We start from the raw sequence: 24,592 nt of genomic DNA on the forward strand, positions 1-24,592 counted from the left end.
TTTCTCCACCCGTCAAGAGTCGGCTTGAGAAGGAAAAGGCGGATTTTCCACCCTATACCCACTTCACCCTCGTCAGGTCCTGCGTATCCACCATGCCCACCGGCCGGCCATGGACATCCACCACCAGCAGGTCATCCACGCGATGATGTTCCAGCACCGCCAGCACCTCAGTGGCCAGCTTCTCTGCGGAAATGCTGATGGGCTTCCGCGTCATGTACCCTTCCACGGCATTCTGCCCCACCAATGGGTCAGCCTGCCAGGCACGGACGAAGTCCCCGTGGGTAAACACACCCGCCAGTGAACCATCTTCATGCACCACAATGGCCGCACCCGCGCGCGCCTTGGTCATGGCCGTGAGCACCTTTGCCACCGGCGTGGCAGGTGACACCATCGCCAGCGCATCCCCCTGGCGCATGACGTCAGACACCTTCGTCAGCAGCGCACGCCCCAGCGAGCCGCTGGGGTGGTACTTCGCGAAGTCGTCCGTATTGAATCCACGCGCCTCCAGCAGCACCATCGCCAGGGCATCGCACAGCACCAGCATGGTAGTCGTGCTTGAGGTGGGCGCCAGCCCCAGCGGGCACGCCTCCCGTTGCACGCTGACATCCAGCACCACATCCGCATTCTTCCCCAGCGGACTGGCCACATTTCCTGTGATCGCGATGAGCGTGACATTGAGACGGCGCAGGTGCGGCAGCAGGGTCAGCAATTCAGCAGTTTCCCCCGAGTAGCTCAGCAAGACAACCACATCCCCCTCATCCAGCACACCCAGATCCCCGTGCAGAGCATCCTGGGCATTGAGATTCACACAGGTGGCGCCGGTGCTGTTCAGCGTGGCGGTGAATTTGCGGCCGATGTTCCCGCTTTTCCCCACCCCGCATACCACGATCTTCCGCCGCGACTCCAGCCCCTGCTGCATGAACTCCACCGCCCGGGTGAAGCCGCCATCAATGCGCTCACCCAACCGGCCCAGCTCCTCCATTTCGAGGGCAATCACACGGCGGGCATGTTCGGGGAAATCTTCGCGATTCAAGGCAGGCAGTTCGAGGTTGAGAGATGCAGGATTGACAGTTAATCGGTACGTCCATCCCGCACTTGGAGATCCATGCCAGTGATCGCCCCAGTCTTCAACCCCCAACCTGCCCGTCTCAACTTTGAATCCTGAACGCTCCACGAAGCCGGTCGTCGCCAGCTATGTGTCTGACTTCGTGAAACCCGACATGCTGCACGTGTATCGACAGATCACGGGCCAACAGCGGGTCATCCCGTGGGTCTTCACGCACAAGCGCGAGGGCGAGGAGCGCTTCCCGTTTCAAAAGAAACGTCTCGTGGTGCTGCCCAAGCCAGGCCTGCGCTGGTGGCGCCGCTTCGTGAGCCGGAACATTCGCAGGGAACCCTGGCAGCTCTACCGCTGGGAACTCCGTCACGCCCTGCTGGAGCTCACCCGCGCGGATGCCCGGCTGCTGCATGTCTATTTCGGCCACACGGCGATCCATCTGCGCCCCCTCCTGCGCGCCTTCCCACATGCCACCGTGGTGTCTTTTCATGGGGCCGATGCCGGTGTGGATATGAAGAAGAAGGCTCACCGCGCCGCCATGGAAGAGGTCTTCAAGTTGGCCAATCAGATTCAAGCGCGCTCACAGAGCCTTGCGGATGATCTCGTAGAACTCGGCTGTCCCCCGGAAAAGATTCGTGTGCAACGCACCGGCATTCCGCTGGAGGAGTGGACCTTCGTGCCACGCACGACTCCGCCAGAGGGCGCCTGGCGCATCCTGCAGAGCTGCCGCTTCATCGCGAAGAAGGGACTGGACCTCACGCTGCGCGCCTTCGCCGCCGCGCAGAAGGAGATGCCGAATATCCAACTGGTACTCGCCGGAGATGGCCCGCTGAAGGAGCAACTGCAAAAGCAGGCGGCGAAACTGGGCATCGCCTCATCCGTCACCTTCACCGGCTTCCTCTCTCAAGACGAACTGCGACAGCAAGTCTATGCCTCGCATGTCTTCATCCACCCCAGCCGCACCAGCAAGGACGGCAATCGCGAAGGCATCCCCAATTCCATGTTGGAAGCCATGGCCAGCGGCACACCGGTCATCGCCACCAAACACGGAGGCATCCCCGAGGCCGTCACGGATGGCGAAAGTGGACTCCTCGTCCCGGAGGATGATCACGAAGCTCTCACGAAGGCCCTGCTCTCCGTGCTGAAAGACGAGAAGCTCGCAACCAAGCTCGGTCAGGGCGCAAGGAAAGCCGTGGAAGAGAAGTTCGACCGCGCGCGAAACATCCGCCTGCTGGAGGATAGCTATCTGGAGCTGATTGCGCGGAGATCGACGTAGCAGGCTTCTTCAGAAGCCTTTCAGGATCGCGCCACCACGCTCAACGCTCCTTCGTCGGATTCACTTCCAATGCCATGGCCGCTGGAGAATCCTGCTACGTTGAATTCGCTACGCCTTCCGTCTTCGCCGCAGCAGTTCATCCGCCGTGACACCCAGCAGGATCACCACGCCGATGATGGCGAACTCCACCTGGCTCGCCTGTCCCAGGACGTTGATGGAATTGGAAAGGACACGCATCACCGCGGCGCCGATGATCACGCCCAGGATGCTCCCCTCACCCCCACGCAGACTGCACCCACCCAGGACCGCCGCAGCGATGGCATACAGCTCATAAAAATTCCCATGCCCTGCCGGCTGCACCGAATTGAGCTCCAGGGCGAAGAGAATTCCACCCAGGCCGCTAAGGAAGGAACAGAGCACATAGGCCAGCATGATCATCCGCTCCGTGCGGATGCCGCTGTAGCGCGCCGCGTCCTCGTTTCTTCCCAATGCCAGCAGATGCCTTCCCCACACCGTCTTGTTCAAGAAGATCGCCGCGAGGATCGCGATACCTAGCATGATGAAAAACGGGATGGGTAGCCAGTAATCACCGGGCAGTTGCACCCGCCCCGTCGCGAGCCAGCGAAGACTATCGAACTTACCTTCGAATCCCTGATCCTGATCATGAGTGATCGTGCGCGCCACCCCGCGATAGATGAGCAATCCGCATAGCGTCACCACGAACGCAGGCAATCGCAGCTTGGTCACGAGCACGCCGTGAATGAGGCCAATTAACAGTGAGACCGACATCCCCGCACCCAGCGCCGCAGGCACACTCCACCCCTTCTTCACCAGCAACCAGGGCAACATCGTACCCACCAATCCCACCACACTGCCGATGCTGAGATCAATGCCACCCGTGATAATCACAAATGCCGCCCCTATGCCGAGAATGGCGAAGAGCGAGGTCCACTTGACCACGTTCCCCACGTTGTAGGCGCCCAGGAAATTCGGGTTCACTACAGCCGTGAACACACAGACGAGAACCAGGAGAATCGTGATGCCGAGAATCTTCTTCATGAATGCGTACCGCGTTGCTGCTATTGCCTGCCGGCCAGAATGGCGGGCGCTTTCTTTCCCATCTCAATGACCGGTGGCAAGGCGCATGATTGCTTCTTCGCTCAGATCCTCTCTCTCCAGCCAACCGGCCTGACGTCCTTCATGCATGACCATCACGCGATCGGACATCGCAAGGATCTCCTCCATCTCGCTGCTGGCGAAAAGGATCGCCATGCCCTCCGCAGCGAGCTGTTCCATCAGCGTGTAGATCTCACGCTTCGCTCCCACGTCGATGCCGCGCGTGGGTTCATCCAGCAGCAGCACCATGGGTCGCATGGCCAGCCATTTGCCCAGCGCAACCTTTTGCTGGTTCCCGCCGGAAAGCGTGCCCACCAGCGTTTCCAACGTTGCCGACTTCACTCGCAGATCATCTCGAGCCTTCTCCGCATGCCTCTTCTCCGCGCTGCGGTTCAGGAAGATGCCGGAGCGAGCATCGTACGTCGCAGCCGGCAGGCCCACATTCCACTTCACCGACTCAGGAAGGAAGACTCCCAGCGCTTTGCGGTCCTCCGGCACAAGTGCCATGCCCACCTCAATCGCCTGCCGTGGATGAGTCGCATTCAATTCCTTGCCGTTCACCATGATCTTCCCAGCAAGGGGCGGCTCCACGCCGAAGAGCGCACGCAGCACCTCCGTGCGACCCGCTCCCACCAGCCCCGCCATGCCCACAATCTCACCCTTCTTCAAATCAATGCCGATCTGATGCTGCGGATGCGCTTGCGTACGCAGGCCGACGACATCCAGCACCACCCACTCGGGATGCTGCGGGCGATGCTCAAACACCTGCGAAAGATCCCGCCCGACCATGAGCCGTACCATCGCGTCATGGTTGACTTCATTTCGCTGCAGTTCCCCGGCGTTCTTGCCATCGCGCAGCGCCACCACCCGGTCAGCCACCCGCTTCACTTCACCGAGGCGGTGGGAAATGTAGAGGATGCTCATGCCTGCCTGCTGCAGCCCCTGCATCACCTCGAAGAGCACCTCCGTCTCTCCGCCGGAAAGGCTGGAAGTCGGCTCATCCATGATGAGCAGCTTCGTATCCATGGAAAGCGCCTTGGCAATCTCCACGAGCTGGCGCTGACCCAGGGAAAGTTTTTCCACGGGAGTATCCGCATTGAAGTTCGCACGCAGTCGTTTCAGCAACACATTCGTGCGTTCCCGCATCACTTTGCGCTGCAGCAGCCCGGCCCGCCGTGGCTCACGGCCGAGGAACACATTGCCCGCTACATCGAGATTGTCCGCCAGATTGAGTTCCTGGTGAATCAGCGAAATGCCTAGCGCCTGCGCATCATTCACGGACCGAAGCGTCACCGCATTACCATTCCATGAAATTGCCCCGGCTTCAGGCTGGTAGATGCCCGCCACGATCTTCATCAGCGTGCTCTTCCCTGCCCCGTTCTCGCCAATCACTGCGACAGTCTCCCCGGGTGCCACGGAAAGTGATACACCATCCAGCGCCACCACGCCGGGGAAGCGCTTGGTGAGTTCCGATACTTCAAGCAATGATGGAGACGTGTCCATTTGTGGGAGCATCGATTATTGCAACATTTCCTTCAGCTCTTTCCAAAAGGCGTCCACATCGTCCTTCTTCACCGCCCTCGCCGGCACCTCGAAGAATTTATTCTCCGGCACCACGCTCTTGTCCCCCTTCACCAGGGCCGCGAGGATGCGCACGCTTTCGTAGCCATAGCGGAACGGGCTCTGCACCACCGTGCCGAAGATGTGGCCCGCCTGCACGCCTCGCAGCGTGTCATCTTCTTCGTCAAAGCCGACAATCCGCACCTTACCGAGCCTGTTCGCTTCTCTCACGGCCTCGTAGATTTTGGGCGTGTTGTAGCTGAAGAGTCCCACCAGGCAGCCGATGTCCTGATGCCGGGTGAGTGCGTCCTGCACATTGGACTTTGCCTTGGCAAAATCCACCTCGTCCGTGCGCGTCCCGAGGATGGTGTACTTCGCACCCTTCAGCTCCGCGTCCGGTGGATCATCCCCCTGCTGACCTTCGGGACGATCCAGCAGTACATCCGTGATGCCCTGGCGGCGCTGCTTCGCATTGAGCTGGCCCGCACGGCCCACGAAGAACATCACCGAACCTCCCTCCGGCATCGCTTCCTTGATGAGCTTCCCACAGAGGCGACCCGCCTGATAGTTATCCATACCCACAAAGACCTGCCTCGGTGCTTCGGGCGCATCACTGTCCTGGGTGATGAGGATCGCGTTCTTCGCGATCTCCTGCATGAGATCGAGTTGGTTCTTCGGATCTGCGGGACTGAAGGCGATGCCCTTCACGCCGCGCGCGAGCAACTCCTCCACCATGCGCTTCTGATCCGCGGCGCCGTTCGCCGGCATGCGGACGTCCACTTCCACTCCATGCTCCGCCGCCGCCTTGCGTGCCCCCTTTTCCGCAATCGTCCAGAAGGGTGCGATGGCATTGCCCATGTAAGCCACGCGCGGCTTGCTATCATCGGACTTTCCACACTGTGCGAGCACCGCAACGCAACAGGCCAGCGCAGCAGGGACCAGAAGACGTAAATGAGTTTTCATGAGAGGAAGCGGATCTTCTTTGATCCTAGGGAAATGGTTACAGAAGTACCAGTAGAAAAGTTTCGCCGATCGTGGCCGGATTGTGTTGTCTCCACGCGAGCACCATGCCAGTATTCAGGACTATGCCTGAGTTCTCCATCCTGTTTCTCGTGGCGGGTTTCGCCATCCTGGTGTTCTCTGTGTTTGTCCTGTTCTCTTCCAGGTACAAGCGCTGCCCCTCAGACAAGATCCTCGTCGTCTACGGCAAGGTGGGCAAGGGACAGAGCGCGCGATGCATTCATGGTGGCGCCACCTTCATTCTGCCCATCGTCCAGGACTACCGCTTCCTCGATCTCACGCCGATGCCCATCGACATCAAGCTGACGGGCGCGCTCTCGAAGCAGAACATTCGCGTGAACACGCCATCCACGTTCACTGTGGGTATCTCCACGAAAACCGGTGTCATGGAAAATGCCGCCGAGCGCCTTCTGGGCCTGCCGCCGGAGAGCGTTCGTGAACTCGCGAAGGACATCATCTTCGGCCAGATGCGCGTGGTGCTTGCCACCATGTCGATCGAAGAAATCAATGCTGACCGCGACAAGCTCATCGAAAACATCAGCCGCGGCGTCGAGGTCGAACTGGAGAAGGTGGGCCTGCGCCTCATCAACGTGAACATCCAGGACATCACGGATGAGAGCGGCTACATCGCTGCCCTCGGTCAGGAAGCCGCCGCGCGTGCCATCAATGACGCGAAGATCAAGGTCGCCCAGGCCGAGCGTGACGGTGAAATCGGCAGTTCCCAGGCGCAGAAGGAACAGAAGATCATGGTGAGCCAGGCACACGCTGAAGCCACCCAGGGTGAGAACCTCGCCGCGGTGGATATCGCCAACTCCAACGCCAACCGCCTTGTGAAGGAAGCGGAAGCCGACCGTCTCGCCGAAGCCGCCCAACGCGTGGCTGCAGCGAAGGTGGAACAGGAAGCCCTGCTCGCCCAGCGCGAAGCGGAACTCGCCCGCGCCGAGAGGGACAAGGCCGCCCAATACGCCGGAGTCGTGGTGCCCGCCGAGATTGAAAAGCAGCGCATCGAGACCATCGCTGCTGCCGAAGCCGCGAAGCAGCAGATCGAAGCCAAGGGCAAAGGCGATGCCATCCGTCTCGTGCAGCAGGCGCAGGCAGACGGCCAGAAGGCCCAGTTCCTCGCCGAAGCCGAAGGTCAGCGCGCCAAGCTGCTCGCCGAAGCCGAGGGTACCGAGAAGGTGCTCATGAGCAAGGCGGCCGGTTTCCGCGCCCTCGTGGAGGTCACCTCCTCCAGCCCAGACCTTGCCATCAACCTCCTCATCACGGAGCAGCTTCCCCGTCTGGTGGAGGAGCAGGTCAAAGCCATCTCCAACATCAAGATCGACAAGGTCACCGTGTGGGACAGCGGCGCTGGTACGGACGGGAAGAACAGCACCTCGAGCTTCCTCAGTGGGCTGGCTGGCAGCCTGCCACCCATCCATGAACTGGCGCGCAACGCCGGCATCGAGCTGCCTCAGGTCCTCGGCCGCACCAAGAGTTCAGGAGGTAACTCCAGCGGGCCATCGACGGAGTCACCTCACTCGCCTCCGGCCAAAGGCAAGTAGCCCGAGTGCAGACGGACGGTCTGCCCAACCGCTGACAGCCAATTCATGCAACTGATGCCACCTTCGCCCTCGCGAGGGTGGCGTGTCTTGGGGCCAGCCTTCTTGCGAGTGCCGCCCCGGAGAATCTGCACCTCATGACCAAACCCTGCTTCGAGCAATCCCTCTTCATCGGCGCGCCAGCCGCTGAGGTGTGGGCAGCGCTTACGACGAAGGCCTTTGTCGACCAATACTACCTCGCTCCACTGCTGGTCCTTGAATTGCAGGATAGAGGACGCATCGCCTACGGTCTGGAGACTCCGATGATCGAGGGAATCGTTGCAAAGGTCGATCCTCCACGTGTCCTTGAGCATACGTTTGAATTCGCCGGAACACCGAATTCAGGAAGTGTGGTGACCTATGAAATCGAGCCTGTCGGAGACAGCATGTGCCTCCTGCGGCTTACCCACATGATATTCAAGGGAACTGATCAGATGATTGCCGATATTCGCGAGGGCTGGCCGGTGATTCTGTCCTCCCTCAAGACTCTGTTGGAGACCGGCAAGCCCCTCCCCTGGCCGAAGGATTGATCCGGTCTCACGCTTCACCTACACTATCGTCAGAAATACACGATTTTCTCTCCCATGCTGAATATCTTCGACTGGAGCACCCTGGGTCTATTGCACAAGGTATTTGCCGTCATCGGCCTCGTCGCCCTGGCGCTGATCATCTTGCAGACACTGCTGGGGTTCCTGGGTGGCGATATTGATCATGAGTTCGATGTGAGTGGAGATCATAGTGGCACAGACCATGCCTGGGGCTTGTTTTCCGTGCGAGGCATGCTGGGCATCATGCTTGGTCTCGGCTGGGGCGGTCTCATCGCCCTACAGAAAGGATTCAGTGGCACCGCAGCCACTTTCATCGGTCTCGGCGTCGGCATCGTGATCGCGTTTTGCCTCGCCCTTCTCATGAAGGTCTTTCACGCGGCTCGCAGCGATGGCACCATCGACCTTCAGAACGCCGTGGGCCAGACCGGCAGCGTCTATCAACGCGTGCCTGCCAAACGCGACGGCATCGGCAAAGTACAAATCATGGTGCAGGGCCGCCTGCAAATGCTCGAAGCCTGCACCGATGCTGAGAACGACCTCATGCCACAGAAGCACATCAAAGTAACGGGCGTGGTTTCGGGAAATACACTGCTGGTGGAGTGAATGTAGTCCGCCGAGCCTCAGCGGTTGCCCGTCAGGTTACGAGAACAGTGCGACATCACAGCGAAGCGGGAACATGCACGAATGATCCGGACACTTTGACGCGCAGCGTCCTTGGACTGCGTGCAGCCCTGCTGCCGCTTTCCTAATGTACAGCCTGCTGCACGCTACACCGCGACGAAGTCGCCACGCTTCCCCGGACACGTCACCTTGCGAGCGAGTGTCACCATCGCCACAGCAGGCTGTGGACTCTGCAAAGCGGCAGCAGGGCTGCACGCAGTCCAAGGCCTTCGGCACCACTTCCACATCCTCAACCTGACGTTCTCGTGCAAGGAGCGGGACTTGCGGCTATACCGCATCCCGCAATAACGCACACACCGCCGAAGCCCCTGCGGACTACTTTCCTTCCTACACCGCCTTCATGAACTCCTTGATACCGCGGAGGAACATCTCCACAGCAATCGCCGTCAGCAGCAGACCCATCAGCCGCTCCATGGCCTGAAGCCCGCGCTCGCCCAGCACACGTGCGATGCGCTCGCTCAGCAATAGCACCACGGTGGTCACGCTCATCGCGAGTACGATCGCCAGGATCGCCGTGCCCTTGCCCACTTGATGCTCCGAGCCGAGCAGGATCACCGTCGCCAGTGCCGAAGGCCCCACCAGCATCGGTATCGCCAGCGGCACAATGAAAGGCTCCCCTTCCGGCATCCCGCCAAAGACCTTCGCCGAGGACTCAAACACCATGCGCAGAGCAATCAGAAACAAGATGATCGCGCCCGCAATCCCCAGCGAACTTTGCGAAAGTCCCAGCACCTTCAAGAACTGATCCCCAACCCACAGGAAGAGTATCAGCAACACCGTCGCCACCGCGCACTCCCGCAGCACGATCGTTTTCCTCCGCGCCGACGGTGCCCCCCGCAGCAGCGCGATGAAAGTAGGGATGTTGCCAATCGGGTCCAGCACCAGAAGCAAGAGGACAAATGCGTTGAGCCAGGCGGGAGGGGTCATATCAGATCAGAAGTTCACGATGGAATGCTGAAGACGGACCTCCCGGTAGGAAGGAACTCCTGCGCGTTTGCATATGGCAGTCGAAGACGGTGAAAAGCTTCGCCATATGAACCGGTCTGCCCATGTCCGGATGATCCAAAACAGGACTGCTCTCGAAGAGACATTGTCCTGACAAACGCAGACGAGAATTTTATCTCGATAGGCCTGCTCATGCCTCGCATTCTATGCGACCGTCTTCTCCTTTGATACAGAAAAGATGGCGACCCCTACGGGAATCGAACCCGTGTTACAGCCGTGAAAGGGCCGTGTCCTAACCGCTAGACGAAAGGGTCTTGTTGAGCGGGCGTTTATAATGCTTAGGGATGAAGAAGATGCAACTACTTTTTGATGTTTTTCGGCGTTAGTTTTTGCCGGAAAGAAGATCAACCGTGCGCACCGTCGCGCCCGTATGAGGGTCGAGGGCTTTGCGCCCAGCCAGAGCGAGTTGCTGCCCTTTCTGGGGCGATTGCATCAGCGAACGAATCGCGACCTCGGCGGCATCGACATCAGCCACTTCCAGGGCCCCGCCATGCTGCAGGAGCAGATCCTTCAGCGCCGAGAAGTTCTCCATGTGCGGGCCGAAGACCACCGGCTTCCCGGCCACGATTGCTTCCGCAGGATTCTGTCCGCCCGTGCCGAGAAAACTCTTCCCAATCACCACCACGCTCGCAAGGTACTGCCAGGCACGCAGCTCACCCGTGGAGTTCACCACCAGGACGTCTCCTGCAGAGGCTGTGGCCTCCCCGCCAAGCGCGGATCTCAGCCGCACCTGCAGGCCCACTCCTTCCAGCTCCTTCGCAATCTCCTCACCACGCTCGGCGTGACGAGGCACTACAACATAATACACCCCGGGCACATCCTTGCGCAAACGCTGGTACATCTTCGCCAGCGCCAGTTCCTCTCCGGAATGCGTGCTCGCGGCAAGCAGGATGGGACGCTCCGCCGTGATGCCTATGTTGGAAAGCAATGCCCGGAATGCGGCCACCTGCTCCACCGGCTCCTTCTCACCTGCCGTATCAAACTTGATGCTCCCCGTGTGCACGATACATCCTGGCCGAATGCCCAGCGCGGAAGCGAATCGCTGCGGGTCGTCCGCCTCCTGCACGCCCACGTGGTCGAGCATCTCATAGATGGGCTCCACCAGGAAACGCACCTTGCGGAAGCGCCGCTCAGATCGCGGGGAGAGGCGTGCATTCACCAGGCTCACTGGGATGCCGCGTGCATGACAGGCCTGCACCAGATTCGGCCACACCTCCGCTTCCACCAGCACGAGCTGGCTCGGCTGAATCAGGTTCAGAAAACGACGCACGCCACGCCAGTCATCCAGCGCGCTGTACATGGGGATCACCCGCCCGTCACACTTCGCAGCAAAGTCCTCAAACTGCCGCAGTCCGGTCGGCGTGGTCGTGGTCACGAAGAAGCCAAGGTCCGGACGCCGCTTGCGCAGCTCACGGATGAGCTTCACCGCAATGCCCACCTCACCCACGCTCACCGCGTGAATCCACCACAGCTCGCCGGTACTGCGAAGAGCACGCACCCTGTTTTCGTCATCAACATCAAAGTGCCCGAACCTCTGCCAGAGATCATACGCCTTCCCCCCGCGCGCTTTCATCTTCTTCCAGGCTTTGGGCGCCATGGCCAGGAACATCAGGGGCTGGAGACAATTGTAGAGCAGCAGCACCAGGAATCGCACCATCATGTAGAGTCGGAAGTTGCAGGATAAGAATGCGGGTGGAGCCGTACGCGCGATCGCGAATGACGTCCCATCCGGCGATAGCTCCGTCGCCGCCCTTTGTCACCATGCTTTCCAGCACGAAGATGCCTCCGGGCTGCAGCACAGTGCGCAGGTTCTCATCTGCCAGGAGCTTCATCCCAAAGTCGATGTCACCCGGCTTCTTGGCGTAAGGTGGATCTGCAAAGATGATGTCAAAGCGCGTGCCGCCTTCCACGAGCCGCCGCAAGGCCGCAAACGCATCTGCCTTTACGATCTGGCCGCCCTTCAGTCGCGAGCGGGTGAGGTTGTCCTGAATGATGGAGGCGGCCTGGCCCTGCTGCTCCACGAAGGTGGCTTGGGCCGCACCCCGGCTCAGCGCTTCCAGCCCCATGCCTCCGGAGCCGGCAAAGAGATCCAATACCCGAGCCTCCACCACCGATTCGCCCAGCATGGAGAATACCGCTTCACGCACGCGGTCCGTGGTGGGGCGTGTCACACTGGGGGGGACTTTGACCGGGATGCCCCCGGCACTTCCTGCGATGATCCTCATGGAGTAGCACTCTCTCCCACCTACTTCCGCGCGGTGCCACCACTTTGATCGCGCCGCATGATTTCCTCCCGTGCACGATCCAGCATCTCCCGCTCTTCGCTGCTCAGGCTGTCCAGCCCATGTTCGGCAATCTTGTCCAGCAGCGGGTCAATCTCCCGGGCAATGAAATCCCGGGTACTGACCGGCGGTGGCAGGGCAGCTGGCTCCTCTACCACTCGCGCGGCGCGCTTGCGGCGGGGCACACCCGCAAAGGCGCGTGCCTCTTCCGTGCGTTGCCGTTCGTTCCACATCCTCTCATACGTGACCGGCGGCCCGCCGTAGCCCAGCAGGCGGACGAACCACCAGCCCGCCAGGGCTCCACCGAGATGCGCAAAGTAAGAACCCTCCGTGGGCCACACTCTGGTGATTTGTGCCAGGGCAAGAACAGAGGTCACGCCCATGGCACACATGGCCACCGTCCAGAACCGGAGTCTGGCGGGAAGCACGAAGTGCAGCATGGCACTCACCGACTCCTGCGGCAGCATCGCCGCCAGGGCAAGGAAGGTGCCATAGGTGGCAGCAGAGGCACCCATCACGACTGGATGCTGGCCCAAGGCAAGACCCACGACCGCCTGGGAGGCAGCACCCACCACTCCGGAAAGGAAGTAGATGTACAGGAAATGCTTGGCACCCAACAGGGCCTGTACTGCCTTCCCAGCCAGGAAAAGCGCGGTGCAGTTCAGCGCCACATGCACCAGTCCCTGGTGCACGAACAAGTGGGTGAAGAGTGTCCAGACCCGGCCATCCATCAGGGCCGCCAGGGAGAATGTACCCCAGGGACGGCCTCTCTCATCCACCGCCATGCGGAAAAGGTGCTGCAACAGGAAGACCGCGACATTGAGGAGGATCAATGCTGTCACAGCGTCTGGCATCAGATCCTTCCAGCGGAAGGATCGCCGCCCACGCATGTAGTCTCGGTCATGCAGAGCCATGTGAATTGTATTTCCTTCTTACCACAGATCGGCTCAGCGCGCCAAATCCACATGTGAAAAATCCATGGTCTCCGTATCCCACATCCCAAAACCCGGCTGGCCAAACCGGCCCATCACCTCTCCCGGGTTTGCCCAGAGGGTGTGGCCAATCTGGTGGATGTACCGCTGGTGGTCGTGCCCGCTGAAGACCGCGTCATAAGCCCCGCTCTCCGCCAGCCGCCGGGCGATGTCCGGGTAGTGGTTCAGCCCCACCTTCCTCCCACCCAGCTCGATTTCGGCGAGCTGCCCGTGCAGGGTCACCTGCGGGTGCTTCGCCGCCACCCTCGAGATGAGAAAGGTGTCTCCATCGTTGTTGCCGAAGACCACGTGAATCGGACCTCTGAATCCCTCCGCCAGCTGTGCCAGTGTGAAGGGGGCGCAAAAATCCCCAAGGAACAGCAACACCTCCGCGCCTGAATCATGGATTTGGCCCAAGATTGTTTCCAGGTTCCAGATGTTGTCGTGAATGTCACTTACAATGGCGGCTTTCATGCAAATTGAGAACAAAGGTTTGGCCATCCAAATGGGTCATCAGGGGATTTCCCATTTGACGCCCAATTTGCCAGCGTCTAGGGCTTGCGCGAACGAAGAATCACCGCACACTAGCCGTTCGCCTCACAAGTCCAGTACTGTATGAATTTTCGCGCCATCATTGCCACCCTCGGCATCGCACTCGCCATCAGCCTTCCCGCCCCAGCGGAAAATCTGCCTGCAGACCATCCCGCGACCGGATTGGTGAAGTCGTACCTCGAAACCGTGGCAAAACAGGACTGGAAGACAGTGTCCGCCATGCTGCAGCCCACCTTCTTGGAGCGCCGCCGCCTCAGCTTGATCAACAACGTGAAGAACTCCGAGACCATGTCTGTGGAGGCCACCAAGCTCGCCATGCTCGGCGTAAAGGACATCAAGGACCTTGAGAAGATGACCCCGCAGGAGGCCTTCATCGCCGACCGTGAGGCCGTGCATAAGCGCATGAAGGTGAGCCCTGAGGATCTCAAGAAGAAGCAGGACACCCTCCAGATCAATGTCCTCGGCCTTGTTCCTGAAGACGGTGGCAAGATCGTTCACGCGCTGATCCGCACCACGCAGGACACCACGAAGGTGAAAATCGAAGAGCTCCTGCTCGTCTCCCTCGTCCAGGACAAGGAAGACACCAAGAAGTGGTTCATCGTTCCGGACATGCAGCAGCCGATCGCCACGGAGATTGGCGGTGCAGCCAAGCCCGCCGCTGCTCCCTGATAGCGCCACGACAATTTTCTCTGCAAAGCCCCGCCACCCGGCGGGGCTTTTTTGTACCTGCTACCCACGCTACGTCTCCCCCACCCGTCTTCCGGGTTGGTTGACAGGCCCGTGGACAATGCGAATGCTTGCGTCATGGACTCCACCAGTGCCGTCACCACCGCAACGACTGGTCCGTTGCTCATTCGGCACGAAGGCCACACTCCCCGCGAGCGCAGCACCTGCGGCTGGCGGGACCGTCTTATCAGTCGCGAAGACGCCAGCCTCTCCCCCGCCGCATGGGCTCACGCGGTGGATATCGATGGCGCCAAGCTGCACTACCACAAGCGCTCCACCGAGCTCTACTACGTGCTGGAAGGCAGCGGCAGCGTGCTGCTGGATGGCGTGGAGCAGGAAGTGCACGCCGGGTCCTTGGTACACATCCCACCCGGTGTCGTCCACGGCGCCCGCGGCCGCATGCGCGTCCTGGTGGTGGGCATCCCGGACATTGCGGAGGATGATTACTTCGAAATGGAGCAGGTATAGGAGAGCGTGGTGAGCGGACGGCTCCGTGCTTGAGTCAGGCTCAGTTTACCCCTTCGGATCATGGCGTTGGTTTTGGAGTACGATTTCGGGACCGAGGAGGAGTTTGTGAAATTCCGCCTGCAGAATCCTCATGCCTACAACTCTCATTGGTACTCCCAGCGGGAGACGATTGGTTATTGGGCCGCCCTGGCCATCGTTGGCGGAGTCTCCGCGTTCATGGCGGGGCACTATTTCGTGCTGGCAGTATTCGTGGTGGTGTTTGCCATCTACGCGTACAGACAGGGCCCCACTCCCAAGAGGTACTGGTCCTTGGTTCGAAAGTCTTTCGGAGAAAACAGGAAACTGCGGGTGCGTTTTGAAGTGTTGGATGAGGGCCTCCGTCAGACCGTGTGTGACATGCAATCCTTCATCCCGTGGTCAGCCATCCGCGGCTTCGTATTGTTCGAGGGGATCCTGTTCATCCAACTTGCGAGTGAAGGTATGACCGCCGTGGGCAGAAGAAACCTGGTGCCGACGTCCGGCATCGACGACCTCATGCGCGTGCTGAAGGAGTATTCCATTGAGGAACTCCCCCAGCCTCCCGTTTATGCCGATCCGGCCTCTGAGGCTTCATGGATCGGTTAAGCTAGGCCTGCTACTGCCGCAGCGACTTCCACGGCTCCTGCTCGCTCACGTCCACAATCGCCGGATCTGCCGCATTGGCGGGCGAGAGAATCGCCAGGAAGACCAGACGTTCGTTAAACGGATTGTACGTCCCGTGCACTTCCCCCATGGGAATGAAAGCCATCTCCCCGGGTCCAAGAATGCGCTTCTCCTTCCCCACCCACTGCTCAGCGCGACCGGAGATGATGTAGATCATTTCCTCCCGCGTCGGGTGTGTGTGGAACGGATGATCCTTTCCCGGCTCCATGTTCGCCCGCACCATGAGCAGGTGCTCATTCTTCACAATATCACCACGGCAAAGCCACTCCTCCAACGTCCAGGGAGAAAGGAAATCCACCTTCTCGGCGGCGGTCACAAAGCGGCGTGAAGCGATTTCGTCAGACATGGGGCGGGCAGGATAGCGACGTCGCCCCATCGGAAAAGGCAAAATGTGATCAACATGCCCCAAAAGGGTCCCCTGTCCTGCGCCTATTGCGGCCCTTTGCGGCTACCCTCTTCAGTCACTTTCCGCCCCCAGCGTCCTCATGTGACAGGATTGTCAGGATCGCCGCATTGCGCAGGAGGGGTGGTCGGCGATTCACTCTAAAACAATCCTTCATCGCTCGTTCTCATGGAAGCTCGTACCCTCAAGGTCCTGTTCGTGTGCGTTCGAAATGCGGCCCGCAGCCAGATGGCCGAGGCATGGCTGAACCACCTCCAGCCCGATCTCGCCCAGGCGAAAAGTGCTGGTTTTGAACCCGGTATCCTGGATCCCAATACCGTGCAGGTGATGAAGGAGGTGGGGATCGACATTTCCAACAGCCCCACCAAGGGGGTGCTCGACCTCTTCAGCAGGGGCGAGCGCTTCGACCGTGTCATCGGCGTGAGCGACCAGAGTGCGGACGAGCGTTGTCCCTTCTTCCCCGGACTCACGGAGCGCCTCTTCTGGAGCTTCCCCAATCCCGCCCACTTCGAGGGGACAGAGGAGGAGAAACTGGACCAAACCCGCGCCCTGCGGGACGACATCAAGGCGCACATCGAAAAGTGGGCCGCCGAAGAGAAGAAACGCCAGGCGGCAGTGGCGACCCACGCTCAGACCCAAGCTCAAGCCGAAGCCAAGACTCAGGAGGCAGAAGCCAAAGCCTGACATTTCCCCGGGGATCCCTTACCCGGCAGCCATTGTCTCACGAGCTGGTATTGCGTTCTGCAAAGTTCTGCTCCATAGGCTTACGCCATGGAGCCAAAAGATATTGGTACCGGAAGCCGCCGCGAACTCAAGACACGCAATGCCAAGTGGGCTCAGGCCCTCGCCCGGAAAGTAGATGCCATGGGCATCACGCCGAACGCGGTTTCGGTGGTCAGCATCGTTTTCGCCATCGCAGGCGCTGCGCTCATGATGACCGTGAGCTACGCCTGCTGCAAGACTGCTGCCACGCTCATGTGGGTCGGCGCGGCCGCCTGCATCCAGCTCCGACTCGTGTGCAATCTTATCGACGGCATGGTCGCCATCGAAGGCGGTAAGAAGAGCGTGGTGGGAGGGCTCTACAATGAAGTGCCGGACCGCATCGCCGACCCGCTTTTTCTCCTGGCCGCAGGCTACTGCAATGACTGGATCATCAAGCTGTGGGGCATGCCTTTGGGTTGGATTGCCGCCGTGCTCGCACTGATGACCGCCTACATCCGCGTGCTGGGAGGTACCCTCGTGGGCACGCAGAGTTTCATCGGCCCCATGGCAAAACAGCATCGCATGGCCGTGCTCACCCTCGCCTGCCTTTTGAGCATCGGGGAACTCTGGTGGCGGCAGGATGGCAAGCCGGCGGAGAACGTGATGACCGTCGCCCTGGCCATCATTGTGGTCGGCAGTCTGGTGACTTGTTGGAGGAGACTTCGTCTCATTTCAGCGGATTTGCACAAGAAAGCGTCAAACACTCCTTGAGGCTCCCATGTGGTTGCGTTCCAGCTCCGTCTTCCTGACCCGGCTCATCACCGGGGTGAATCCCGTATGGGTGGATTGCCCGGCACCGTGCGGGCAGTTGCGCGTATACTTCGCGAACCACGGCAGTCATCTTGACTTCGCCACCCTCTGGGCCGCCCTCCCGGCTGCCGCCCGGGAGTGCACCCGCCCCGTGGCCGCCCGCGACTACTGGGGAAAGACCGCCGCCAACCGCGCGATCGCGGTGGGGCTTTTCAATTCGCTGCTGATCGCTCGTGAGGGCATCACTCGAAAGGACAATCCCATCGAGCAGATGGCCACCGCCATGCGGGAGGGGAATTCGCTTATTCTTTTCCCCGAGGGCACGCGCAGTGCGGACGGCACCATGTGCGCCTTCAAGCCCGGCCTCTACCACCTCGCGGCGAAGGTACCGGAGGCGGAGTTCGTGCCTGTGTACCTGCAGAATCTGAACCGCATCCTGCCGAAGGGACACCTCCTTCCCATTCCCCTACTCAGCAGTGTGGTCTTCGGGGCACCGCTCAAGCTCGAGCCTGGCGAGAAAAAGCAGGACTTCCTGAAGCGCACCCAGGAGGCCGTGGTGAATCTGATGCCTCACGCGACCCATGCTGAGAGCCTTTGATAATCACATGTCGTGGCCGGACTTTGCCATTCTGGTCATGATTGTCATGCTTTCCCTGCTGAGCCTGCTGAACTCGTGGAAGGCAAAGCAGGTGTGGCTGTGGCAGTTCCTCCTTCTGCTGGTGGCCTGGAGTGTCTGCTGGTTCTCAGTCCGCGAGGAGGGCGTGAAGGTGAAGCTGGTCCTCACCACCTGGATCTGCATGCTCGTCTCCTTCGCCATCGGGTGGTCCGGTCGCATGCCAGGCAAGCTCTCGTGATTTTCCTTTTTTCTGCTTACAGCCGCACTTTCCATGTTCCTCGCCATCATCAACTGGTCCTCCCAAGTCAGTCAAAACGTCATGATGGTCGTCTTCGGCGTCCTCATCGTGGCAAGCGTCATTGGCTTCATCCTTTCCAAGACCACCAAGAGTGAGTCTGGGAAAGCCACCGTCTCCAATCTCAATGCCCGCACCAAGAGCTGGTGGGTCATGGTATTGGTGCTCATCGGAGCGCTGTCGCTCTCATCTCCCGGAACGGCGATTGTTTTTGGCCTCATTTCCTTTCTGGCCTTGCGGGAGTTCCTGACCGCCACACCCACCCGGCGCGCGGATCACTGGGCGCTCTTCGTGAGCTTCTTCCTCATCGTGCCCTACCAGTTCTACCTCGTGGCAGTGAACTGGTACGGGATGTTTGCCATCATGATTCCGGTGTATGCGTTCGTGCTCATCCCCATGCTTACGGTGTTGCAGGGGGACGTAAAGGACTTCCTGGAGCGGAACGCCCGCACGCAGTGGGGCCTGATGGTGTGCGTGTACTTCATCAGCCACATTCCCATGATCATGAACCTGAAGGTGGAGACCATGCGGATGGGCCCCGGCGGGCTGGTGCTCTTCCTCATTGCCGTGACCCAGGGTAGTGACGTCCTGCAGTACGTGTGGGGCAAATTGTGCGGGAAGCGGCCCATTGTCCCGAAAGTGAGCCCCAAGAAGACGGTGGAAGGCTTCATTGGCGGGGTGGCCACGGCCAGCCTGCTCGGCGCGTGCATGTTCCGCCTCACTCCGTTCAACCCTTGGCAGGCGTTCCTCGTGGCCATGCTGCTCTGCGTGACGGGCTTCTTTGGAGGCCTGGTGATGTCCGCCATCAAGCGGGAACGCGGCATCAAGGACTGGGGTACCCTGATTGAGGGACACGGGGGCATGCTGGATCGCATTGATTCCCTGTGCTTTTCAGCCCCGGTATTCTTCCATATCTTGCGCTACTTTTTCCAGCCGGACTAATTTACAACCGCACAAAATCGTATTAGCTATTGCCCGTTTCCTCAAGAAAATCCATGAAAGCCTTTGGTCTGCTTCTCCTCCTGGTCGCTGTCGGCGCCGTGTCGTACTTCTACGCTTACGAGCCGCTTGCCGATTTCCTTGGCCTGGAGAAACCCAAGGCGGAGATCCCCGTGGAAGTCCAGCCCACGGTGGTGAAACTTGAAGAGCCCCCGCCCCCGCCGCCGAAGATGGAGGAGCCGAAGCCCGAGCCTCCCAAGCCAGAGCCGATGCCGAGCGCTCCGCCCATGACCCCTCCTCCCATGGTCGTGGACAACACGCCCAAGCCCGATGCTGATGGCTTCATTGCCCCGGTGTTCCCTCCCATTGAGGAAGTGGTGAAGGGATGGATGGAGATTCCCAAGAGCGCCTTCAACCCGCCCCGCCCGGTGAAGGTCATGAAGCCCCTTGAGTTCGTCCGCGTCATCAACGGCAACAAGATTGGTTCCAAGATGCCAGCCGGCGGCACCGCCTATGTCACGGGCCAGGAAGGCCTGAACCTCATGGTGGCCACCTCGCCTGATCCCGGCGCTCCCGCCTCCCAAGTCTCCATCGATGACACCGACCTCAAGGCCGTGCTGACCGCCGCGTATGACAACTGGAAGGTGAACATGACCGAGTACAAGCGCCGCCAGCACCTCTTCGCCAAAGAATCCGCTGGTCGCGCCCAGGAAGCGAAGAAGTCCGGTGGTGGTGCCTCCGCACCGGTCAGCGCTGGAGCTCCGGCGAAGTCGGCTGACGGTTCCTACGAAGTCCTCCTTGCCAGCATGAAGGCCGGTCAGGTGACCGAAATCACCCCCACCAACGTGAAGAAGTGGGGCGACGCCCAGGTGGAGAAGATCGACGGCAAGGACTACTGGACCGTCATCGTGGACTACACCACAAAGACCATGTTCGGCGACTTCGACACCCAGGCCCAGGCCCGCATCTACAACGGCAAGGTGGAGAAGTGGATCTACACTGGCTCCGGTGAAGTGGTTCCCTGATTCAGGGAACGCAGAACGAACGTCAGGCGCACCGCTGCCTGCGGTGCGAGCACGGCAGGCAATGTGTGTGCGGCGAGGGTTCGCCGCACGATTGTACCCTGTGTGGACCGGGAGGCCACGATTTCCAGGCTTCTCGAGGGTTCAGCTCGTCTCCCGCTCCGCATTCGCGCCTTCCCAAACACCACCGCTGTTTCATTGACAGTTGTGCTGAACTTGGGGTGTAATGCGAGGGTATCCAGCACGCGAGCCCCTAGCTCTCACACCTTCCATGTTCGGCCTCTTCTCGAAACGCTGCCAGACCTGTAGCAAAACCTTCGACGGCCGCCGCTACAAGTGGCACATTGCAGGGAGAAAGCTTATCGTATGCGAGCGGTGTAACGGGCAACTGGAACACCGCGCAGGTGCCATGAGATTGAGCCGGGGCGGGCCTCCATCTCCAGAGACGTTTGGGGAAAGGTGGTCGGGCACCATCACGAACATCGTGATCGCCGCACTGGGCGTAGCCGCTGCCATCGCGATCGCACATTGGCGACCGAACCCTCAACATCAGGAGGCGACGGAGGCCGCAGATGCAGCACTGGAGAAGGCGGTGAGAGTTGCCGTCAGAGAAGAGGCTGCAATGGAGGACAATGATATGCTCGTTCTGGAGAGCAAGGATGGTAGGACCATCCGCGCGCAGATCCTCACGCTCACCCAGAGAGACGTATTTGTCCGGCGTGATGATAAGCTGGAGGTCCGTGTGCCCCTAAGCCAACTCACAGACGCATCGCTGCGAAAAGTGGAAGCGTTCAGGACGTCTTTGTCCGGCAACGTGCATTAAGCAACTCTCTTGAGAGGCCTCCCCATCCAGCACTTGCTATCTTAATTTCCGTTCATCTCCTTCAGCGAGAGACCTCGGCGTTGGAAGATTTTTTGATCAGCCGCTTGCGCCACGTTCCCGCAAGCGTACGATCGCGTCTTGTGCTTCTACACGGTTGCATAGGCACAAAACGGCTCGGTATCGTCCTCAACCTTTCCACCTTATAGCAACCCGGTGGGCTTTATCTTGCCGGGTTTTTTTATGGATCCTTGGTCAGTGCTATCAATCTTCGGTGCTTTGGGCTTCTTGCTGCTTCTGCTGTTGCTGGGGCGTGAGGGCCTCCGTATGTTCAAACGCGAAACCCGGGTTGGAGCCGCCGAGATGGGATTAGCTTCCTCTGGGGGAACGACCGCGGAGTATCGTTCCAAGGTGCATCTGTTGTCGAAGGCGGAACGCTCATTCTTCGGCGTGCTGCAGAATGAATTGAATGGGCAGTTCGTCGTATTCTCGAAGGTGCGGATGGCAGACATCGTGAAGCCGGTCTCCGTGGACGGACCTTCCTGGTGGACGGCCTTCAACCAGCTTTCCTCCAAGCACATTGACTTCGTCGTGTGTGAGCCCTCCAGCCTCGCGCTGGTCTGCTGCATCGAGCTGGACGACGCCTCCCACGATCGGGATGAACGGCGGGCGCGTGATGGATTTGTTGATAACTGCCTGGCTGCTGCCGGCATTCCCCTGCTCCGCTTTGCGGCCTCCAAAGGCTGCAACCCTAATGAGGTGCGCGACAAGTTCTGGCTGACTGTTGGCCGCCCTCAAGTGTCTTGAGGTGATGCACCTGGTGTCCCGAAACGCCGGTGAAGCAAGAGTGCACGCAACGTTGGTGCGAAAGTTTGGGCTTGCTCCAAACCGGGAAAATCCAGACGATATTCCCGTCAGGCCCCCGCATTCACATCCAGCTCGCGTGACCTATGACCACATCACAAAAGAATCAGATGCTGAAGTGGAACACCCTCTTGTGGGTCATGGCGATGGTCCTTCCGGGCATCTTCCACGTCGCCTTCGCCTCCACCAAATTTCCCTGGCCAATCATCATTCCCTGCCTGCTCCTCGGAGCATTGCTGGCATCGAACAACATGCTCTCCAAAGCCATTGGAACTCCTACAGACGCTCCTGCAGGGACAGAGCATCCCTGACTCACAGCCACAGACGGCAGTACCAAAGGGCTGCATAAAAGCCCAGCCCGAGCCCAGGCCCGGAGCCTGCCCGGCATTTTTCGATTGTCTTGCCGTTGTGCCTGTGATTCCGCTGAATCACTGATTCCCTGCGGATCCCACCAGACTGCACGGGTCCTTCCTACCTTCCCTCTCTCCGGTTCTCTTTCACCCATGGCCGCACAATTGTTTCCCTCTCCCTCCACGGTCTCACATCTGGTCTGCACGCTCACCCTGGCGACCAGCTTCTTTGTCAGTCCGATGATTCAGGCCATTGAGCATCCTACCGGCGGAACCACCTTGCAGGATGGCTCGACGCTGGAGGCGTGGGTGGGAAAGGAAGTGGGCACCGCCGAGCCCTTGGAAGGCGGAGGAAAGCGGCTCGTAGTGAGCCAGCCCGTGCCGGCGAAATCATACTCGGCACTTCTCACCACACCGTGCGGCGCGAGCCTGCAAAAAGAAGAGCCCCTCCTCGTGGTGGTAAAGGCACGCTCCGCAGGTGCAACGCCGGAGATGGGGGCGATGGTGGTAAAGCTGCAGATGAAAGCAGCCCCTTACCAAGCACTGGCGGACACGACGGAGATTCCCGTGCCGCCCACCTGGACAGACCTGCCCGTGACGCTCGTGCCCCGGGGTGATATCCCACCCGGAGACATCGTGGTGCAACTGCTGTGCGGCCACAAAAAGCAGACACTGGAGGTACAGTCCGTGCGGGTGGTCAAGTACCCCACCGGGACTGTCACCGCTGGATTCCCCCGCATCAAACGCACCTACATTGGACGCGAGGCAGATGCCCCTTGGAGGAAAGCCGCCTTGGAGCGCATCGAGAAGCACCGGAAGGCAGAACTTTCCCTGGCACTCACAAACTCCGAGGGCGCGGCTTTGTCCAACACGGAAGTCCATCTCAAGCTGCGCCGCCATGCGTTTGGCTTCGGCTCCGCCGTGACGGCGAAGCATCTCTGCGGAACCAGCGCGGATGATGCGCGCTACCGGGAGATTGTGGATCGGCTCTTCAGCATTGTGGTGTTTGAGAATGATCTGAAGGATGGAAATTGGGAGCCCTTCTTCGACGATGGACGGAAGGAGAAGCGCAATGCCGACCTGGAGCAGAGCTTTGCCTGGCTCGGCGAACGGCACATCCGCGTGCGCGGACACTACCTCATGCAGGTGGCTACGCCCTTCAACTTCGATGGAGTGAAGGACAACCAGGCCATTCATGACCGTGTGCTGGCCAGTGTGCGCGAGCGTTTGACGTTTGTGAAAGATCGCGTGTGCGAGTGGGATGTGATCAATCATCCCATCGCGTGGAGCGGTGCGGACATGCTGAACAAGCGACCGGGACTGGAGAAGCTTGATGAAGAAATCTTCCAGCTGGCGCGCACCCAGACGCAACTGCCCTTCTTTGTGAACGAGGACCAGGTGTTCCGCCCGGGACCGCAGCATGATGACACCTTCACCTACATCCAGCGCCTGCAGGCGGAGGGTCTCGCAGTACAGGGGCTCGGTAATCAAGCCCACTTCGATGAGAGCTATCTCCCCTCTCCCACGCATCTCCTGGAAGTTACCGATCACTTCCAGAAGCTCGTGAAGCAGCAGTCCATCACTGAATATGACATCGTCACGACGAATGATGACGAGCTGGCGGCGGACTACACGCGGGATGTGTTGATCGCGACCTTCAGTCATCCTGCGTACACCAGCTTCCTCCTGTGGGGATTCTGGGAGGGCTCCCACTGGAAACCTGAGGCGGCCTCATGGAATCTTGACTGGACCCTCAAGAAGCGCGGTGAAGTGCTGGAGGAATGGATTGGAAAAAGGTGGCAAACCAAAGTCACCCTGAAGACGGATGCGGAAGGCAGGCTGCACTGGCGTGGCTTCCCCGGCTGGTATGAAGTGACCGTGAAAGGCTCAAAGACAAAGGACGTCGAAGCCTCTGCTGAGGGTACGTCGGTCAAGGTGAGGATGGAAGCCTCTCCACGCTAGAACTTACGACTTATTGAGCCTTGCGTAATAGACTGACAGTGTCATCCCAAATATTTGGCAGTCATCAGTCTGGCAGCCGTGCCCTGAAGGGGCACAAGAGCAAAGCCCAGGGTTAGGGAGCCTCGGCGACCGACACCCTGGGTTGATGAGAAAAGATGCTCGACCCTGAAGGGGTCGCGGAGAGGGAGGCAATCCTCTGACGCGTGACATGCTTCTTGTGACGGCTCCTCCACCCCTTCAGGGTGGGATGCATTTGTGTACACCA

General features: G+C 59.9%; 27 protein-coding genes and 1 tRNA gene. 17 read left to right on the forward strand and 11 right to left on the reverse strand.

Annotated features, from left to right (window positions below; genetic code table 11):
* Positions 1 to 52: 52 nt before the first annotated feature.
* On the reverse strand, positions 53 to 1,033 hold the full coding sequence (locus G5S37_RS16010) for a KpsF/GutQ family sugar-phosphate isomerase (RefSeq protein WP_240914887.1): 981 nt from the start codon (positions 1,031 to 1,033) through the stop codon (positions 53 to 55).
* Positions 1,034 to 1,154: 121 nt separating this feature from the next.
* Here G5S37_RS16010 and G5S37_RS16015 point away from each other — a divergent pair, with 121 nt between their 5' ends.
* Positions 1,155 to 2,333 (forward strand): glycosyltransferase, encoded by a 1,179-nt coding sequence (locus G5S37_RS16015; RefSeq protein ID WP_165205468.1) that lies wholly within the window; start codon positions 1,155 to 1,157, stop codon positions 2,331 to 2,333.
* Positions 2,334 to 2,441: 108 nt separating this feature from the next.
* Here the strand turns inward: G5S37_RS16015 and G5S37_RS16020 are convergent, their stop codons facing one another.
* The 3 genes from G5S37_RS16020 to G5S37_RS16030 all read right to left on the reverse strand — a co-directional run bounded on the left by G5S37_RS16020 (position 2,442) and on the right by G5S37_RS16030 (position 5,972).
* The gene (locus tag G5S37_RS16020) at positions 2,442 to 3,392 is read right to left on the reverse strand and encodes an ABC transporter permease (protein WP_165205469.1); all 951 of its coding nucleotides are present in this window, start codon (positions 3,390 to 3,392) and stop codon (positions 2,442 to 2,444) included.
* A gap of 63 nt (positions 3,393 to 3,455) precedes the next feature.
* The gene (locus G5S37_RS16025; protein ID WP_165205470.1) at positions 3,456 to 4,952 is read right to left on the reverse strand and encodes a sugar ABC transporter ATP-binding protein; all 1,497 of its coding nucleotides are present in this window, start codon (positions 4,950 to 4,952) and stop codon (positions 3,456 to 3,458) included.
* 15 nt (positions 4,953 to 4,967) lie between these two features.
* The gene (locus tag G5S37_RS16030; RefSeq protein ID WP_165205471.1) at positions 4,968 to 5,972 is read right to left on the reverse strand and encodes a sugar-binding protein; all 1,005 of its coding nucleotides are present in this window, start codon (positions 5,970 to 5,972) and stop codon (positions 4,968 to 4,970) included.
* A 122-nt stretch (positions 5,973 to 6,094) separates the two neighbouring features.
* On the opposite strand from G5S37_RS16030, the gene G5S37_RS16035 reads away from it, so the two are divergent.
* The 3 genes from G5S37_RS16035 to G5S37_RS16045 all read left to right on the forward strand — a co-directional run bounded on the left by G5S37_RS16035 (position 6,095) and on the right by G5S37_RS16045 (position 8,760).
* Complete coding sequence (locus tag G5S37_RS16035) at positions 6,095 to 7,573, forward strand: flotillin family protein (RefSeq protein WP_165205472.1); 1,479 nt, start codon at positions 6,095 to 6,097, stop codon at positions 7,571 to 7,573.
* 134 nt (positions 7,574 to 7,707) lie between these two features.
* On the forward strand, positions 7,708 to 8,139 hold the full coding sequence (locus tag G5S37_RS16040) for an SRPBCC domain-containing protein (RefSeq protein ID WP_165205473.1): 432 nt from the start codon (positions 7,708 to 7,710) through the stop codon (positions 8,137 to 8,139).
* A 54-nt stretch (positions 8,140 to 8,193) separates the two neighbouring features.
* Positions 8,194 to 8,760 (forward strand): hypothetical protein, encoded by a 567-nt coding sequence (locus G5S37_RS16045; protein ID WP_165205474.1) that lies wholly within the window; start codon positions 8,194 to 8,196, stop codon positions 8,758 to 8,760.
* 405 nt (positions 8,761 to 9,165) lie between these two features.
* Here the strand turns inward: G5S37_RS16045 and G5S37_RS16050 are convergent, their stop codons facing one another.
* The 6 genes from G5S37_RS16050 to G5S37_RS16075 form a co-directional block, all read right to left on the reverse strand.
* Positions 9,166 to 9,765 carry a MarC family protein gene (locus tag G5S37_RS16050; RefSeq protein WP_165205475.1) on the reverse strand — a complete coding sequence of 200 codons (600 nt, stop codon included), beginning with the start codon at positions 9,763 to 9,765 and terminating at the stop codon, positions 9,166 to 9,168.
* A gap of 257 nt (positions 9,766 to 10,022) precedes the next feature.
* Positions 10,023 to 10,097 (reverse strand) — tRNA-Glu (locus G5S37_RS16055).
* Positions 10,098 to 10,165: 68 nt separating this feature from the next.
* A complete protein-coding gene (locus G5S37_RS16060) occupies positions 10,166 to 11,503 on the reverse strand; it encodes a glycosyltransferase N-terminal domain-containing protein (protein WP_165205476.1) in 1,338 nt (445 codons plus the stop codon).
* A complete protein-coding gene (rsmD, locus tag G5S37_RS16065) occupies positions 11,388 to 12,068 on the reverse strand; it encodes a 16S rRNA (guanine(966)-N(2))-methyltransferase RsmD (protein WP_165205477.1) in 681 nt (226 codons plus the stop codon). Before rsmD ends, G5S37_RS16060 begins: the two co-directional genes overlap by 116 nt.
* Positions 12,069 to 12,088: 20 nt before the next feature.
* On the reverse strand, positions 12,089 to 13,039 hold the full coding sequence (locus G5S37_RS16070; protein WP_165205478.1) for a rhomboid family intramembrane serine protease: 951 nt from the start codon (positions 13,037 to 13,039) through the stop codon (positions 12,089 to 12,091).
* Between the two features lie 33 nt (positions 13,040 to 13,072).
* On the reverse strand, positions 13,073 to 13,570 hold the full coding sequence (locus G5S37_RS16075) for a metallophosphoesterase family protein (protein ID WP_165205479.1): 498 nt from the start codon (positions 13,568 to 13,570) through the stop codon (positions 13,073 to 13,075).
* A 141-nt stretch (positions 13,571 to 13,711) separates the two neighbouring features.
* On the opposite strand from G5S37_RS16075, the gene G5S37_RS16080 reads away from it, so the two are divergent.
* From G5S37_RS16080 to G5S37_RS16090, 3 genes are all read left to right on the forward strand, one after another.
* Entirely contained in the window at positions 13,712 to 14,317 is a 606-nt protein-coding gene (locus tag G5S37_RS16080) for a hypothetical protein (RefSeq protein WP_165205480.1), read from the forward strand.
* 135 nt (positions 14,318 to 14,452) lie between these two features.
* Positions 14,453 to 14,842, forward strand: coding sequence for a cupin domain-containing protein (locus G5S37_RS16085; protein WP_165205481.1), 390 nt, complete (start codon positions 14,453 to 14,455; stop codon positions 14,840 to 14,842).
* A 60-nt stretch (positions 14,843 to 14,902) separates the two neighbouring features.
* Positions 14,903 to 15,466 (forward strand): hypothetical protein, encoded by a 564-nt coding sequence (locus G5S37_RS16090; protein WP_165205482.1) that lies wholly within the window; start codon positions 14,903 to 14,905, stop codon positions 15,464 to 15,466.
* A gap of 10 nt (positions 15,467 to 15,476) precedes the next feature.
* Here the strand turns inward: G5S37_RS16090 and G5S37_RS16095 are convergent, their stop codons facing one another.
* Positions 15,477 to 15,890, reverse strand: coding sequence for a cupin domain-containing protein (locus tag G5S37_RS16095; protein WP_240914888.1), 414 nt, complete (start codon positions 15,888 to 15,890; stop codon positions 15,477 to 15,479).
* Between the two features lie 225 nt (positions 15,891 to 16,115).
* Here G5S37_RS16095 and G5S37_RS16100 point away from each other — a divergent pair, with 225 nt between their 5' ends.
* The 10 genes from G5S37_RS16100 (at position 16,116) to G5S37_RS16145 (ending at position 24,327) form a co-directional block, all read left to right on the forward strand.
* Positions 16,116 to 16,631, forward strand: a complete 516-nt coding sequence (locus tag G5S37_RS16100) for an arsenate reductase ArsC (RefSeq protein ID WP_165205484.1) — start codon at positions 16,116 to 16,118, stop codon at positions 16,629 to 16,631.
* A gap of 87 nt (positions 16,632 to 16,718) precedes the next feature.
* Complete coding sequence (locus tag G5S37_RS16105; protein ID WP_165205485.1) at positions 16,719 to 17,420, forward strand: CDP-alcohol phosphatidyltransferase family protein; 702 nt, start codon at positions 16,719 to 16,721, stop codon at positions 17,418 to 17,420.
* A gap of 7 nt (positions 17,421 to 17,427) precedes the next feature.
* Positions 17,428 to 18,057: a lysophospholipid acyltransferase family protein gene (locus G5S37_RS16110; protein ID WP_165205486.1), complete on the forward strand. Its 630-nt coding sequence runs from the start codon at positions 17,428 to 17,430 to the stop codon at positions 18,055 to 18,057.
* Between the two features lie 7 nt (positions 18,058 to 18,064).
* Positions 18,065 to 18,313 (forward strand): hypothetical protein, encoded by a 249-nt coding sequence (locus G5S37_RS16115; protein ID WP_165205487.1) that lies wholly within the window; start codon positions 18,065 to 18,067, stop codon positions 18,311 to 18,313.
* Positions 18,314 to 18,346: 33 nt separating this feature from the next.
* Entirely contained in the window at positions 18,347 to 19,312 is a 966-nt protein-coding gene (locus G5S37_RS16120) for a phosphatidate cytidylyltransferase (protein WP_165205488.1), read from the forward strand.
* 53 nt (positions 19,313 to 19,365) lie between these two features.
* A complete protein-coding gene (locus G5S37_RS16125; protein WP_165205489.1) occupies positions 19,366 to 20,334 on the forward strand; it encodes a hypothetical protein in 969 nt (322 codons plus the stop codon).
* Between the two features lie 268 nt (positions 20,335 to 20,602).
* Positions 20,603 to 21,154, forward strand: coding sequence for a hypothetical protein (locus G5S37_RS16130; protein ID WP_165205490.1), 552 nt, complete (start codon positions 20,603 to 20,605; stop codon positions 21,152 to 21,154).
* A gap of 360 nt (positions 21,155 to 21,514) precedes the next feature.
* The gene (locus G5S37_RS16135) at positions 21,515 to 21,958 is read left to right on the forward strand and encodes a DUF2726 domain-containing protein (RefSeq protein WP_165205491.1); all 444 of its coding nucleotides are present in this window, start codon (positions 21,515 to 21,517) and stop codon (positions 21,956 to 21,958) included.
* 143 nt (positions 21,959 to 22,101) lie between these two features.
* Positions 22,102 to 22,326 (forward strand): hypothetical protein, encoded by a 225-nt coding sequence (locus tag G5S37_RS16140; protein WP_165205492.1) that lies wholly within the window; start codon positions 22,102 to 22,104, stop codon positions 22,324 to 22,326.
* A 192-nt stretch (positions 22,327 to 22,518) separates the two neighbouring features.
* Positions 22,519 to 24,327 (forward strand): endo-1,4-beta-xylanase, encoded by a 1,809-nt coding sequence (locus G5S37_RS16145; protein WP_165205493.1) that lies wholly within the window; start codon positions 22,519 to 22,521, stop codon positions 24,325 to 24,327.
* Positions 24,328 to 24,592: the final 265 nt, after the last annotated feature.

It is taken from the genome of Roseimicrobium sp. ORNL1, assembly GCF_011044495.1.
Taxonomy (GTDB): domain Bacteria; phylum Verrucomicrobiota; class Verrucomicrobiia; order Verrucomicrobiales; family Verrucomicrobiaceae; genus Roseimicrobium.